This is a genomic window from Nissabacter archeti (assembly GCF_018257325.1).
Lineage (GTDB): Bacteria > Pseudomonadota > Gammaproteobacteria > Enterobacterales > Enterobacteriaceae > Chimaeribacter > Chimaeribacter arupi.
The window spans coordinates 164902-180260 of sequence record NZ_JAERKB010000013.1 but is presented as its reverse complement, the minus strand read 5'-3'; the positions used below and the strand labels follow the sequence as shown (position 1 = coordinate 180260).

General features: G+C 53.9%; 11 protein-coding genes and 1 pseudogene. 9 read left to right on the top strand and 3 right to left on the bottom strand.

Annotated elements, in window-relative coordinates; translation table 11 throughout:
* Positions 1–623: hydrolase (locus JK232_RS18345; protein ID WP_212589550.1), on the bottom strand; the 623-nt coding region annotated here is incomplete at its 3' end.
* A 307-nt stretch (positions 624–930) separates the two neighbouring features.
* Here JK232_RS18345 and JK232_RS18340 point away from each other — a divergent pair.
* From JK232_RS18340 to JK232_RS18330, 3 genes are read left to right on the top strand one after another with little or no spacing between them, the layout of a single operon-like run.
* Positions 931–2805 carry an amidohydrolase gene (locus JK232_RS18340; protein ID WP_101858455.1) on the top strand — a complete coding sequence of 625 codons (1875 nt, stop codon included), beginning with the start codon at positions 931–933 and terminating at the stop codon, positions 2803–2805.
* Positions 2805–3233, top strand: coding sequence for a DoxX family protein (locus JK232_RS18335; protein WP_394854021.1), 429 nt, complete (start codon positions 2805–2807; stop codon positions 3231–3233). The genes JK232_RS18340 and JK232_RS18335 overlap by 1 nt, the downstream gene beginning before the upstream one ends.
* Positions 3220–4863 carry an MFS transporter gene (locus JK232_RS18330; protein WP_101828620.1) on the top strand — a complete coding sequence of 548 codons (1644 nt, stop codon included), beginning with the start codon at positions 3220–3222 and terminating at the stop codon, positions 4861–4863. Before JK232_RS18335 ends, JK232_RS18330 begins: the two co-directional genes overlap by 14 nt.
* A 58-nt stretch (positions 4864–4921) precedes the next feature.
* On the opposite strand, the gene JK232_RS18325 is transcribed toward JK232_RS18330, so the two are convergent.
* Positions 4922–6370, bottom strand: a complete 1449-nt coding sequence (locus JK232_RS18325; protein ID WP_072932342.1) for an amidase family protein — start codon at positions 6368–6370, stop codon at positions 4922–4924.
* A gap of 229 nt (positions 6371–6599) precedes the next feature.
* Positions 6600–7097: a GNAT family N-acetyltransferase gene (locus JK232_RS18320; RefSeq protein WP_072932343.1), complete on the bottom strand. Its 498-nt coding sequence runs from the start codon at positions 7095–7097 to the stop codon at positions 6600–6602.
* A gap of 94 nt (positions 7098–7191) precedes the next feature.
* Here JK232_RS18320 and JK232_RS18315 point away from each other — a divergent pair, with 94 nt between their 5' ends.
* The 6 genes and pseudogenes from JK232_RS18315 to JK232_RS23095 all read left to right on the top strand — a co-directional run bounded on the left by JK232_RS18315 (position 7192) and on the right by JK232_RS23095 (position 13749).
* Positions 7192–8118: a LysR family transcriptional regulator gene (locus tag JK232_RS18315; protein ID WP_101858457.1), complete on the top strand. Its 927-nt coding sequence runs from the start codon at positions 7192–7194 to the stop codon at positions 8116–8118.
* 614 nt (positions 8119–8732) lie between these two features.
* Positions 8733–9854 carry a hypothetical protein gene (locus JK232_RS18310; protein ID WP_246538690.1) on the top strand — a complete coding sequence of 374 codons (1122 nt, stop codon included), beginning with the start codon at positions 8733–8735 and terminating at the stop codon, positions 9852–9854.
* Positions 9855–10239: 385 nt separating this feature from the next.
* Positions 10240–10521 (top strand): EamA family transporter, encoded by a 282-nt coding sequence (locus JK232_RS18305; RefSeq protein WP_212589549.1) that lies wholly within the window; start codon positions 10240–10242, stop codon positions 10519–10521.
* A gap of 756 nt (positions 10522–11277) precedes the next feature.
* Positions 11278–12115, top strand: a pseudogene (locus JK232_RS18300) (integrase core domain-containing protein).
* 700 nt (positions 12116–12815) lie between these two features.
* Positions 12816–13157, top strand: coding sequence for a plasmid mobilization protein MobA (mobA, locus tag JK232_RS18295; protein ID WP_212589548.1), 342 nt, complete (start codon positions 12816–12818; stop codon positions 13155–13157).
* Between the two features lie 283 nt (positions 13158–13440).
* Positions 13441–13749: a relaxase/mobilization nuclease domain-containing protein gene (locus JK232_RS23095; RefSeq protein ID WP_212589547.1), complete on the top strand. Its 309-nt coding sequence runs from the start codon at positions 13441–13443 to the stop codon at positions 13747–13749.
* Positions 13750–15359: the final 1610 nt, after the last annotated feature.

The following is a 15359-nucleotide window of genomic DNA, read 5'->3' as shown; positions in this document are numbered from 1 at the left end:
ACCATGGTGTAGGCGTAATCCACGCCCATGCCGTAGGCACCGGAATGCTCCCGGACGATGTCCATCACCGCGGTGTAGGTCTCTTTGTGCGCCCAGTCACGCTGCCACTCCAGCATCACCTGCTGCCAGGTCACCGGGATCACGCCTGCCTGGATCATGCGCTGCATGGCGAAATCATGCGCCTCTTTGGTGGTGCCGCCGGAGGCATCCGCCACCATGTAAATTTCGTAATCACCTTCCAGCATCGCGCACAGCGCAAAGCTGTTGTTGCAGACTTCCGTCCACAGGCCGGACACCACCACTTTTTTCTTGCCGTTGGCCGCCAGCGCGTCACGCACTTTCTGGTCATCCCAGGAGTTCATGGAGGTACGTTCCAGGATGTCCTGGCCCGGCAGGGCGTCCAGCAGTTCCGGGAAGGTGTTGCCCGAGAAGCTTTCCGTCTCAACCGTGGTCAGCACGGTCGGGATATTGAAGACTTTGGCCGCTTTTGCCAGCGCCACCACATTGTTTTTCAGCACCTGGCGATCCATGGACTGGACGCCAAAAGCCATCTGCGGCTGCTGATCGATAAAGATAATCTGGCAGTTTTGCGGCGTCAGGACTTCAAGTTTGCTCATCGTCATAATTTTCCCATTGAGGTAAAGGTGGCTAAAGGCCGTGGCGTGCGCACGGCATCACATGACAGGGCACTGTGCCGGAACGCGCCGTGCCGGCGGCCTACTGTCTGAGCGCAGTGTAGGAACCTTTTATTTTTCAGGCTATTATCTTTAAGTATACCTATACGAAAGGATACCTATCCTTTCGTATACTAGACGCTTTCCCGCCCGGCTCACCATAATCCCGCCATTCCCTTATCCTGCGTTTACGGCAGGGCATTTCTCCGCCCACGGCGCGCCATGCCGCCAGGGGCACCCCACTTCAGGAGGTTCTATGGTTACCCTCGGTAAAGCCGACATCATTCTCACGAACGGTAAATTTCATACCGTTGACCGCGGCAACCCACTGGCAGACGCCGTGGCGATCCGCGACGGCAAATTCCTCGCGGTCGGCAGCCTGTCCGATGTGATGCAGCATCACGGTGAACAGACCAAAGTGATCGACCTGAAAGGGCATACGGCCATCCCAGGCCTGAACGACTCCCACCTGCACCTGATCCGCGGCGGCCTGAACTACAACCTCGAGCTGCGCTGGGAAGGCGTGCCGTCTGTGGCCGATGCGCTGCGGATGCTGAAAGAGCAGGCGCTGCGCACCCCGTCGCCGCAATGGGTGCGGGTGGTGGGCGGCTGGACGGAGTTCCAGTTTGCCGAGCGCCGGATGCCGACGCTGGATGAAATCAACGAGGCGGCACCGGATACGCCGGTGTTTGTGCTGCACCTGTACGACCGTGCCCTGCTTAACCGCGCGGCGCTGAGAGTGGTCGGCTATACCCGTGACACCCCGAACCCGCCGGGCGGCGAGATCCAGCGCGACAGCAACGGCAACCCGACCGGGATGCTGATTGCCCGCCCGAACGCCATGATCCTCTACGCCACGCTGGCGAAAGGCCCGAAACTGCCGCTGGAGCAACAGGTTAACTCCACGCGCCAGTTTATGCGCGAGCTAAACCGCCTCGGCCTGACCAGCGCGATTGATGCGGGCGGCGGCTTCCAGAACTACCCGGAAGATTATGAGGTGATCGCGGAACTGCATGAGAAGAAGCAGATGACGATCCGCATCGCCTATAACCTGTTTACCCAGCGCCCCGGCCATGAGCTGGAAGATTTCGAAAAATGGACGGATATGCTGTCACCGGGCCAGGGCAGCGACTATTTCCGCCATAACGGCGCCGGGGAAATGCTGGTGTTCTCCGCGGCTGACTTCGAAGACTTCCTCGAGCCGCGCCCGGACCTGGCACCCGGCATGGAAGATGAACTGGAGCGCGTGGTGCGCCATCTGGTAGAGCACCGCTGGCCGTTCCGCCTGCACGCCACCTACGATGAATCCATCAGCCGGATGCTGGACGTCTTTGAAAAGGTCAACCGTGAGATCCCGTTTGACGGGCTGCACTGGTTCTTTGACCACGCCGAAACCGTGACCCAGCGTAACATTGACCGTATCAAAGCGCTGGGCGGCGGCATCGCGGTGCAGCACCGTATGGCATTCCAGGGGGAATACTTTGCCGAGCGCTACGGCATTGACGCGACCCGCCACACGCCGCCGGTGGCGCGGATGCTGGAAACCGGCGTACCGGTAGGGCTGGGCACTGACGCCACCCGCGTCGCCAGCTACAACCCGTGGACAGCGCTCTACTGGCTGGTTTCCGGCCGCACTGTGGGCGGGATGCAGATGTATGACGTCAACGCGCGCCTGGATCGTGACACCGCCTTGATGCTGTGGACGCAGGGCAGCGCCTGGTTCTCCAGCGAGCAGGGCAAAAAAGGCCAGATCCAGGCCGGCCAGCTGGCTGACATGGTGGTGTTGAGTAAAGACTATTTCCGCGTGCCGGAAGAGGAGATCAAAGGCATTGAATCCGTGCTGACCGTGGTGGACGGCAATATCGTTTACGCGGCCGGGGCGTTCAGCGCAGAGGCCCCCCCGTCTATCCCGGTGCTGCCGGAGTGGTCACCGGTGGTCACGGTTCCCGGCCATTACCGCAGCGCGCCGCCGGCGGCGACCCGCGTCGGCATGATGCAGCAGGCGCACCAGTGCAGCGGGCCGTGCGGCGTGCACAGCCATTCGCATGACATCGCGCGGGGGGCCAACCTGCCGGTGTCGGAAGAGAACGCCTTCTGGGGCGCGCTCGGCTGTAGCTGCTTCGCGTTCTGATGATCATGAAGAGCCTCCACTCTCAGCCGCCCCGCATCAATGCGGGGCTGTTCTTCCTGCGCCTGACCGGCTGCCTGCTGTTGCTGTATGTACACGGCTTGCCGAAGGTGTTCCATTTCAGCGAAGAACTGACACGCATCGAGGATCCTTTTGGCCTCGGTCCCTATATGAGTTTGCTGCCGGCCATTTTTGCCGAAGTCATCTGCCCGGTTTTTATCCTGCTCGGCGTGTTTACCCGGCTGGCCTGCCTGCCGGTTATCGGCGTGCTGCTGGTGGCGATGCTGTTTGTCCACCCTGGCTGGAGCATCGCGGAAGGGCAGTTTGGCTGGCTGCTGCTCATCATTTTCACCACCCTGGCGATAACCGGCCCCGGCCGGTGGCGCATTGGGTCATCCCGGCATAAAGAGGTGCGCTATGGCGCAGGTTAACGACATTCATGCTGCCACGCAGGAAGAGGAGGTGATCGCCAGCCCGGCGGCCACCCCGCCTCTGGCGGCGTCACCCTGGCAGCCGCTGCGCCAGCCGGTCTTCCGCATGTTGTGGCTGGCTACCGTGGTGTCCAATATCGGCTCATGGATGAATGATGTGGGCGTGAACTGGACGATGCTGACGCTCAGTGCTGACCCGCTCAGCGTGGCGCTGGTGCAGGCGGCGAGCAGCTTGCCGATGTTTCTGTTTGCCCTGCCGTCAGGCGTGCTGGCCGACATTATCGACCGCCGGAAATACCTGCTGTTCTCCCAGCTCTGGGTCTTTATCGCCGCGGTCGGGCTGACGGTGCTCTCCTTTACCGGGCATGTCACACCGCTGGTGCTGCTGGTTGCCGCCTTCCTGATGAGCGCCGGGGCCGCGATGAGCTCCCCGCCGTTCCAGGCCATCGTGCCGGATCTGGTCAGCAAGCATGAGCTTGGCCCGGCGATCGCGCTCAACTCACTGGGGATCAATATCAGCCGCGCCATCGGCCCGGCGCTGGGCGGCCTGATTTTGTCGTTCGCCGGCCCGTGGATGGTGTTCCTGCTGAATGCGCTGTCGGTGCTGGGCGTGGCGTGGGTGCTGTACCGCTGGAAAGCGGAGCCGACGGTGCAGCGCCTGCCGCCGGAGCACTTTTTCTCCGCCGTGCGCGCCGGGCTGCGCTACGTCCATGCTGCGCCGGTATTGCGCAATGTGCTGGTGCGCACCGTGGCCTTCTTCCTGTTCGGCAGTGCCGGCTGGGCGCTGCTCCCGCTGGTGGCCCGGCGTGAACTGAACCTCGGGCCGGGCGGCTACGGCATTATGCTGGCCTGCATCGGCGTCGGCGCGATCTGTGGTGCGGTGCTGCTGCCGCGCCTGCGCAAGCGCTTCAACCCGGACCAGCTGATGGTGCTCGCCAGCCTGCTGTTTGGCGTCACCATGCTGGCGCTGGCGTTTATCCGGCAGTTCTGGCTGCTGAATGCGTTTGAGTTTTTCACCGGCTTTGCCTGGATTGCGGTGCTCTCCACGCTGAACCTGGGGGCACAACGCAGCGCGGCGAAATGGGTGAAAGCGCGCGCCCTGGCGGTCTACCTGACGGTATTCTTTGGCTCCATGACCGTCGGCAGCGCCCTCTGGGGCCAGCTTGCGTCGCATTACGGCATCCCGGCCTCGTTATGTGTGGCGGCCGCCGGGCTCGCGCTCTCCTGCCTGACCGTGCTGCGCTGGCGGCTGGATAAGGATCCTGACCTGAATCTGGACACCAGCGACATCAATGAGCCGGTACCGGCGCTGGATATCCATCACGATCGCGGCCCGGTCCGGGTGAGCTACGAATACCTGATCCGCGAGGAGGATGCGAAAGGCTTTACGCAGTGTATGCAGGATATGAGGCGCGTGCGGCGGCGTGGCGGCGCGATGAACTGGTCAGTGTATGAAGATATCCTGCAACCGGGCATCTTCGTCGAAACTTTCGTGGTGGGGTCATGGATGGAGCATCTGCGCCAGCTTGAGCGCTACACCATGAACGATCAGAAAATCCAGAACCGGGTCTATGCATTCCATCAGGCTGACCGCCTGCCGCAGGCGCGTTATCTCATCGCGCCCGGCTGACGGGCTGACACATCGCGGGGCCGGGTTCGTCACCGTGCCCGCCCCGCTCAGGCTGTTATTAACGCCCGCCGTCAAACGCGGGCGTTATGCGTTTCCCGACTACCCTTTCAATGGCCTGTGCGGCGTGCAGCACTGCCTGATCATGGCCCGGCGCGGCGTACAGGGTGATGCCGAACGGCAAGCCCTCGTCATCCTGGCCCACCGGGAGCGCCACCACCGGCGCGCCCGCTTTCCCGGTGCATTTGGCGGCGGCAGCCATCGGTGACAGCAGGATATGGGCGCCGCCCGCTTTCAACGCGGCCAGGATGCCGGCATCCTGGCTTAGCGCAATGTCACGGCGGCGGTCTGCCACATACTCCGGGGAACGGATACCGGGTGAGACGTTCGCGGCCTCAAGCAGCGACTGGCCGTAAGGGATCGCGTCAGGATGGGCGTGGTTCCAGGCGATAATATCCGCCAGTGATGCCATGCCGCATGGCTGGAGCGTGGACAGCAGGGTGTTCAGGCTGGCCTTGAATTCAGTGCGGAACACACAGGATCGCACCTCATGCAGCGCGTCAGCGGACGGCAGATCGCAAGGGTCGACAATCACCGCCCCCGCCTGCGCCAACCGGGCCAGCACCTGATCAAAGGCCGCTTTCCGGCTTTCGGTCATCACATTATCTGCGATAAACCGGCGCGGCACCCCGATCCGCAGCCCTTGCAGGATGCCGCCATGACCGGTTGCGTCAGCGAAATCCGCCAGCGTTGCGGTGTCATGCATATCGGCCCCGGCGATGGCCTGATAGACAAGCAGCGCGTCCTCCACGGTACGGGTTAACGGCCCCGGTGAGTCCTGGCTCGGCACCAGCGGGATCAACCCATGACGGCTGACGCGGCCGACCGTGGGTTTGAAGCCGACAATAGCGCTATGCACCGCCGGGGCCTGGATCGAATTTTGTGTTTCTGACCCAATCGCAAACGCACAAAACCCGGCCGCGACGGCGGCGGCCGACCCGACGCTCGACCCTAGCCCGCGGCCATACTCGCCCCCCAAAGGATGCCGGACGACACCGCCGACCCCACTGAAGCCCGAAGGCATCACGTCTGAGACAAAATCTGCAAATTCCGTGAGGTGGGTTTTGCCCAGCAGCACCGCCCCGGCTTCGCGCAGGCGCGTGACCAGCGTGGCCTCATAAGGCGGGAGGAAGCCGGCCAAGGCGCGGGCGCCGGCCGATGCAAAACTGCCGTCCAGGGTGAAGACGTTATCTTTTACCAGATAAGGCACCCCGTGCAGCGGCCCGCGTGAACGGCCCGCCGCGAGTTCGGCATCCGCACGGCTTGCCTCTTCGAGGGCGAGGCGCGAGAGGCTGCGGACGCAGTTAATGCCCGTTGCCCCGGCATTATCCTGCTTAATCCGGTTCAGGTACCATTCGGTGGCCTGGCAAGAGGTGATGTCACCGGCCGCGATAGCGGCGCCGATCGCCTGTGCGGAGCCTGTGCCAAGCAGAGAGGAGAGTGCTTTCATATGATTATTCCAAACCGTTAAACGTTGAGGAGTCAGCCGGGAAAGGCGGCCATGCGCCTTCGCTGCGTTCTGAACAGGTACGCGGGTAATATAAAAGAGATAAAAAAGAGAGTTTGTACTGTGAGGGGATTTTGCCGCGCCGCCGGGTCAGCGCCGGGTGATGTCAAAGGAAGGGCAAGAGGTGTTCGCCGCAGGATCGACGATGATAAAGGTTAATGGCGGCAGGGTGTCAGGCATGTCGGAACAGGCTATTTTCAGCAAACCGGTGCAGCATCGGCCCATCCAGCCGGTAACGCACCCATTCATCCAGCGGCAGCGCGCCGATGCTGAGGTAAAACGCTTTCGCTGTCTGGTTCCAGCTGAGCGCGCCCCACTCAAGACGGCTGTACTGGTGTTTCACGGCATACTGCGCAATATAGTGCAGCATCGCCTGGCCTGCTTCGCGGTCACGGTAAGGGGGCGTGAAATACATGTCTTCCATGTACAGGCCGCGGCGATCCAGCCAGGTAGAGTAACTGCTGGACGTGACAGCGTAACCGGCAATAACCTCATCCACCTCGCAAATAAACGCGTCATTCGTGCTTCCCTGACCAAAAAGCGCGTTCCGGATCGATTCAACGCTTGTCCCTGACGCCTGCGGGATGCACTCATACATCGATAACTCGCTGATCATGGTGTAGATAGCGTCTGCGTCATCGGGGTGCGCCTGCCGGATCATCACATTCATGGGAACTCGCTTTTTTAAGCCTGTTGAAGCTGACCAGCATAATCGTTATTGTCCGATGAATTAAGTGCAATACTCTCAACGAAAGGTGAATGCTATGCATCATGTGCTGCGGCGGCTTGATTTAAACCTCTTACCCATTTTCGATGCGGTTTTCCGCCACCGTTCCGTCCGGCTGGCAGCCGCTGAGCTTTCGATGAGCACCTCCGCATTGAGCCATGCGTTATCACGCTTACGGCTTTTTTTGAACGACCCGCTTTTTTACCGGGAGGGCCACCGCATGTGCCCAAGCGTGTATGCGTATGAACTGGCCCCCTTTGTGGCGGAGGCGTTAACGACGCTGAACCAGCAGCTCTCGCCGGTTCAGCCCTTTGATCCGCTGACGAGCCACGATTGTTTCCGTATTGCCATCACGGATTACACCGCCTTTTGTGTTTTCCCAGGGCTGATGCAGGAACTGCAACACACCGCGCCGCATTTGCGTTTTGAACTCCGCTATCTGCCGCACAACCCGGCGCTGACTGAGTTACTCGCCGGTGAAATCGACCTGGCGCTGAGTTTCAGTGAGCCGGGCGGGCTGAGCGATCCTGATCTGGTGGAGACGGATTTATTCAGCGATGAATTTATCGTCATCAGCCACTGCCGCCGGCGCAGCCTGAGCCTGGAAGAGTACCTGGCGGCCGGGCATCTGGTGGTGACACCGTGGAATGAAAAGCAGGGCATGCTGGATCGGCACCTGGCGCGCCTGGGGCTTAAGCGCCATATCACCCTGAAAACGCCTTCTATGCTGGGCGCGCCCTTTATCATCGCGGAGAGTGATTTGCTGATGGCGGTTCCCTCTTTTGTCGCGGCTAAACTGGAACAGACCACAGGCGTCACGCGGTTCAGGCTGCCTTTCGAGGTGCCCAGGTTTACCGTCAAAATCTATTCGCACAGGCGCAGCGGAACACGCAAAGCAACAGAATGGCTGAAAGGCGTCATGTGCCGGACCATCAAACAGCGGGAACACTATTTCGAACCCTGAGCGAAAGCGTGACAACGTCACGATAATTAACGCCTGCGTTACGCCTGCCTGTTTTTTCGCCGCTTAATTCGGTGTCGCTACGTGAAATCTACGGAATCATCAGGGGCCAGGCCTTGCAGATTTCACGTAGCGCAATCGCCGGTTTTCAGCGCAAAAAATCACCGTTTTAACTGCTATCGCGAAACGAATCAGGCATAAACAGAGGTGGCATGATGATAACTTTATATAAGTCCCATTATATAAAGTTAAATGAAAGAGCTTTCCTATATTGCTTGACAAATCAAAGAAATTATTAAGTCAGGAATTAAAACTGTTATATATTGCTGAAAAGGCGTCCTATATCTTACATATTCATATTGACGCATACTTGAGCTAACACTGCTACAGGCAGGGCTGGCCCAGTAATTAGTACATTATGTACTCAGTCACTTATCTAAAAAATGGATTTTAATGTTATAAAAAAATTAAAAATTTTCAGGAAACACACATGATTTTTTGTTTAAATAGTCTATAAAAAATGGAATAAATTGTAATTAACTGGATGAAAATAAAATATGAATAACGATATTGGTCAAAGAATTATTATGAATTTACGCGCCTGATTTGTATCTCTTATGACGCCAGATTTAATATCAACTGCCATTGCGACACTATTTATTTGGGCGCATCTGACACGTATAGGACAGACAAGTCTATTTTTCGATAGCGTTTCTTTTCCATCAATTTTTAGCTATTTGATGGTTTTTGCATGTGTTAGTGTGCTCGCATTTTGCCTCATATTATTTATGCCTTCTCTGCTAGCAGGCCTTTTCCTTTATAAAGATAAAGAGGATAGTGAAACCCAAGAGAAGCTGGCCGAAAATAGCATCACGATAGTTCTAGTGACCTCGTTGTTATCAGTTTTTGTATTGTTTGTATACTATTTTTTATCGATGCATATCGGGAAAAAAGAAACTCAGAATATATATCTGCAGCTGGGTGCTATTTATTTAATAAGTTTCGTCCTTACACGGTTTTTCAACACCCGTATTACATGCAGTAGGATTAACGGAGTGAAGCCGGGAAAGAAATTTAGAATAGTACTTTTGATGCATTTTTTCCAGCCAGTGCTTTTTTCACTGACAGCCTGTATCTATATCTTTCCTCTGGAATTGTTTCTTCGTACGCTGGATTTTCCCGACGGAACGGGCGAGATCAGGCAGGCGCTGACAGTAATTGCCCTGTCCATTTTTCTTATTATTTTCTCTTTTATTCCTGGCGTCGTCTTTCTTAGGCTTAGAGCTCGTACGAGCTTATTGCGTCAGGTGACAGTAACCGGAGGCATCATGGGGGGAGTACTCCTCGTCATTGTGCATATGGTTCCGGCCCTGATACTGACAATGTTTCTCAGAACGTCGGGCATTATGGATCTTAGTCCCCATGTTTATGGCGTGCCGACAGCCTCATACCCGGCTGAATACTTCAGCGATGGAGCCTGGCGGGGCACCCGTTCTTCTGACGAAAAGTACTATTTACTTCAGGCAGTAGATCTTTATGCCTTGGGCGACATTCGCCTTATTTGTCCACTGGATGTCATACAAACCTATAAAAACAGCCTAAAATATCAGGTACTTGATGCTGACTATGATAAAAGCGCTCGCGCTAAGCTCCAGGATGCCGCCTCACACTGCCGCAGAGTAAAAGGTCAGGAGCTGCTTACTCTTCAAAAATTACCTGAAGTGAAAGCCCATAGGTAGACTCAGCTGATGCTACAGGTAAGATTTTAATGAAATTCACGTTTATCTAAGCAGCACCAACTGTTGTAAAACCTGCGTGCTGTGCATTCTCGATACCGCACGCAGGCCTCAGTTTAAAGCTTTTTCCGCAACAAAAGTTCTGGAAGTAAGCTAATTTACACAGGTAAGCTTGCAACTAAAGAACCCTGCTAGGGCCTGAATCAAACATGCTGTTTCAATCATCGTATGAAGGCGCAAGATTAATTTTTTCTATGCATCAGGATTATGTCCAGGAATAGTCTCTAAACCCGTAATATTACCTAGTATACGTAGCCTGAAGACGGAACGAACGGCTTCTATTGCTGATAGCTGCAGGCTGCCTGCTGTTAATCAGCTGGCCGAGCGCATGCGCTACCACCCTGCACGCCATTCTGCTGGCGCTGCTAGGGGGCTGTGCTGGGCGCTGGTTAATTTGCTTACCCGTCGTTTTCGCGGCGTTAACCCGATGGCGTTGGTTATCTGGGGCGGACTCATCCAGCCAGTGCCGTTTTTTGTCCTGGCGTGGTTCATCGACGGGCCGGACGCCACCTCAGCATCGCTGCAGCACATCACGCTCACCTCGGTGCTGAGCATTATCTACCCAACTGTTCTGTGCTTTGGCCTCTTGAGCCGCCTGCTGGCCAGGTAAAATAGTACCACTGTCCCTACTGGTTCCGATTGTTAGACGGAACGCCTCCGTCTGGCTGCTGGATGAACCTCTTTTCGCTACCCAGTGGCGTGTCTGCGCGCTGGTCATAGTAGGGCTCGTGGTAAACGTATTCGGCTTACGCTGTCCGGCCACAGCGCTTTGGCATGCCGAAACACAGAACTAGCTGAAAACTGCAGGAGAAAGCCAAGTGAAACCTGATCTGCTTATCCTTTTCGCCCCGCCATGTAGTCCCAAGCTGCCTAAACACCTGATGTGCTGACCTACTGACCAGCTGACTGAGTCACCCTAACGGCACGGACTCTTACACTTACTTTCACTGGATTGAGAGGTGCGCTCGGAACGACTGCAGTATGATCATGACTTACGCCGCTCTGCCAATGACTCAGTAGCCGCCGGCACTATAAACGATAAAAGTTATCCTGAGGATGGCTTTAGGATATGAGGCTCTAAGCCTCCTACCCGGTACATAACCATCCACAGAAAGAATCCAGAAGCAATTTATGATAGTCAGGGAGAGAAGAGATAAAAGTGGCATGCTTCGAAAATGAAATCGAGGCAAAAACCAACAAATAACGCATAAACTGGATCAGTATGTCGAGAAAGTCACTCGACATCTCTACCGCCAGTATTTGTTAAGGTGACCTGCTCTCCGTTGATTAATACATCGCGATATGGTTAATGCCTTCATCAGCAATGTAAGGGCATTCTTATGAAGAAGCGTTTTCCGATGTACAAATCATCAGTTTTCTCCGCAAGGCAGAAGCCGGCGTTTTTTGCCTGAGAACTCTGCTATAGGCAAGCTATTTCAGACGTAACTTTCTACAACTGGCTCAAGAAATTTGACAGCATGAAAGTACCCGAAGTGAAGTGGCTTGAGTCACTTGAAGAGCAGAACGCGCGTTTCAAGAGGCTGCTCGCAGAAGCCACGTGTGACGCACAGTTATCTGTACGCATCATTGAGCTGGCGCTTTAGTTACCGGCGTATCTGGCTGCTTCTTCGGCGCGAAAACTTTTGCGTTAATCACAAGCGGGTTTATCGCATTTATTATCTAAACGATCTGAGCGTAAAACGCAGACGGCGTTGTAAAATGATCGGCCTCCAGTTTTACGTCTGGATACGTTAAACCTGACCTGGTCGATGGATTTTGTCATAGATTCACTCGCCAGTGGCCGCCGGATTAAGCGCCTGACCTGTGTAGATGATTTCACGAAGGAGTGCCTGATGATCACCGCCGCATTTAGGATTTCAGGCGTTCAAATTATGCGTTTTTTGGACAGCATTGCACTATTTCTTGGCTATCTGACGACGATAATAACCGAGCATGGCCCGAAATTTACCTGCCGCGCGCATGGTGTGGGGTTGCGCTTAATCCAGCCGGGTAAGCCAACGCAGAACGGATTTATTGGGATTTTTAACGATCACGTTTGCGATGATTGTCTGAATGAGCACTGGTTCAGCGATATCGTTCACGCCAGGAAAACCAATAATGACTGGCCGCAGGATTATAACGAGTGCCGTCCACATTCAGCACTGAATTATCAGGCTCCATCAGAGTTTGCAGTACGATGGTGAAATGGGAAATTAGACAGTAAGAAAACAGTTATTACAACTGACGGTTTTATCGGATACTCGGGGCAGGTCACGCACAATAGTCATACTCCAAAAAAATCCTGAAATTTATTTTTACCTAGAGTGAGCATAGGCCCTGTATTCTGGAATCATTTAAGCGTCATTGTCAGGTAAAGTGAGTATTTCACAATCAGCGGAACGTGTTCTTATGCTTGTTCTATAGCGTAGTTTTTTGGCCTACTTAACGATGCAATATTCTTCTGAGTAACATCTGCCAAAACCCTTGTTGATAGTTGTTCATGAATCTCTTCATGCGTGTAACCCATCTCATTTACTAGAGCCTAGATATCAAATTTTAAAGGCCCAAAACTTAAATCTTAAGTAATCTTTCTAAAATTATATCAGGAAGCGATACCAGTTGCTCTCTCACCAATTTAATATCATTCTGGCTGTATAACTTCTAATTTTTTGACGCATAAATGTTTTCCTTCTGATAAAAAACCGTTGTACCTATTGCCCTAAATAATTTCAAATAGAAACCAACATAGCGAACCACCACGGCCGGTGGTAAAATCGTTCGCACGAGTGAATGATAGGACAGGAAATGTTTTGTAGCTACAACCAGCGTACTGGTTGTAATCTCCAAAACGCTTGGTCAGGGCTCCGCCCCGACACCCTAGTACAGTAAATAGGTTGAGTTAACATGAAAAACGAACAACCACAAAAACTCAAAGTTGTCAGGTGCCGCTGCACGGAAGATGAGTACGCTGCAATTAACAAGAAAGCTCTTTCTGCCGGCCTTACGACGTCGGAATACTTACGCAGAACAGCTCTTGGCCGCCGCATAATGGTCCGTACAGATATTCGCATGATGAACGAGCTTAAGCGTCTTGGGTGGCTTCAAAAGCATCTCTATTTACAGATGCAGGAAACCATGACCCCAGAGCTAAGCCGACAGTTTTCGGAGGCACTTGTGGGGATCACCACTGCCATCAATGCTATCAATATGACGCCGGTGTATGCTCATGAGATTCAGGATTTATGAACATCATAACTCCTCCTAAGCGGCGTGATAAGAAAACAAGCTTTCGCCATTTAGTTGACTACGTTAGCTAGCGAGATGATAAGAAGAGTAGTGAGTCCGTTACACCAGGTAAGGATGCAACGGCTCCTGTTTCAGAGGTGCCTGAAGCGGCTGGCTTCAAACAATTGGTCAGCTATGTCGACCCTGAACTTAGTGCGTCGACAACTCAACTTGTCAGCGTGTCTTGTCTAGTGAGGTGCTTTGTGAGACTAACTGTTTTTCTTTAGAGACTGCTGCGTCAGAAATGAACATGACCGCAATGCAGAACCAACGTTGCAAGAATGCTGTTCACCACTTTCTTCTCTCCTGGCAGAGTGACGAAGACCCCTTCCCTGATGTGATCTTTAGTAGCCCCCGTTACTGTCTGGAAAGTCTCGGCATGAAGGATAATCAGTATATCGCTGCCATTCACCGCGATAAGGATAACGTTCACTGTCATGTTTCATTAACCGTGTTCACCCTGAGACGTTCCTTGCCCAAAATCTTTGGTAGGATGCAGATACCCTGCAGAAATGTTGTCGCATCCTCGAACGCCATTGTGGCTTCAACGTAGATAATGGCAGTTGGCATCTTGATGGCGACTATGAACTGCATCGCACACCGTGCCATACCTCAGCAGTTTCAAGCATTGCTGTAAAGTAGGGGTTATTTTCTGCTCGTGAAGTTTGCATGGTTATGCTGTTCATAAAACACGTAATGCTATCAGCAAAGCCCCGTTTGAGAAGAAACTTGACTGATCAACATTGCACATGACTTTGTACACCCACGGTTTAGGTATTCGGGAACAGAGCGGTGGCTTACGGTCTTGGATGTGATCCATCCTGAGGTTGTTAGTGTTAAAGCGTCAGATATTCATCTCGAAATAAGTCTGCCTAAGATGAAACGCCGATGTAGTACTTTCCAGGACTTGCCTTCGGTCTTTAACCCTGAGAAACCTAAAGACGGTATTATCGCCATGGAAAAAACGTACGCGCCACAGCTTCATGTACGTGACCAGGTGTGTCGTCGTGAATGTAGGAAGGTAAGGGCGGTGGCGTGTGAAATTTTACGTGCGCATTACGATGCATATCGTGCTGGCTGGGAAAGTCCAGACCTTCATGTTCGTGCTCGTTTCCAAAAGATATCTTCACACTACGCAGTCATCAAATCTCGGGTTCGGCAAGAGGTAAACGATCCCCTTATGCGTAAGCTAGCGTATCTCGCGCGTTACCGAGTTTGAAAAAATGATGGCTATGGTTGAGCTTCGTCTTAAGCTGCGAGAGGAGCATAAGGAGCATAAGGAGCATAAGGAGCATAAGGAGCTTGGGTCGTCGTGAGTTAAACGAGAGGCGTTGCAGGGTGATGTAGCGGCAGCGAGGGAAATGCGTGGCTGAGCATACAGAGAGAAAAGTGCTCCAAGGCAACAAGCAATTGCTAAAAGTAAGTCGGCAGCGGTTGTAGTTTATGGACCAGCTGATGACGAGCCAGTATTTCATTTAAACGAACATGAGACTCAGCTTATGCGTGATAGAATAGCTAACTATCTGGTCATGGAAAGCTTGCGGTGACAAACTTTGGCGATCTGGTAAACGTTTACCTAACCTCTTATCCTCAGTCCGACTGTTTCAATAATTATCTGGCCGCTTCGCTGACTTCAAGATGAAGCGTGGATGTCACTATTGTGAAAGGCGATACCGATGCTGTTAATCGGGTTCTTTATTTGGGAGTAGTTCATACGACAAGCACCGCTTTAACATCACTGACAACGCTCAGTTGGTTCGGTACAGGCCACCGAGGACCGTTATCACCAATCGGAAGATATTTCTATAATGGCGGGCATAGTGTGCATATCTAAAACAATACAAATACCTCACCACTGAAAAGCCCGCCGCCCGGCCCAGCGGGCCGGAACAGAGCCGCTTTTTATAATGAATGTTGTAATTAGCTTTAGAATCGTAGTTAGAAGTATCGCTGTTAGATTGTGCAACACGCCCGTAACGGCCCTAAAGGGCACGTAACGCGGAGATACGCCCCGACTGCGGCCAAGGCCTTGTCGTGACCACTCCGACGGCGCACAAACCGTTTAGCGACGCTTTTAGCGGGTATGGCTTAGCAGGGCGAAGGGATGGTTCGGTAAAACCTATCAACCCGGAACCGGCTTCGCCGGGCTACCGGCGCCCTAAC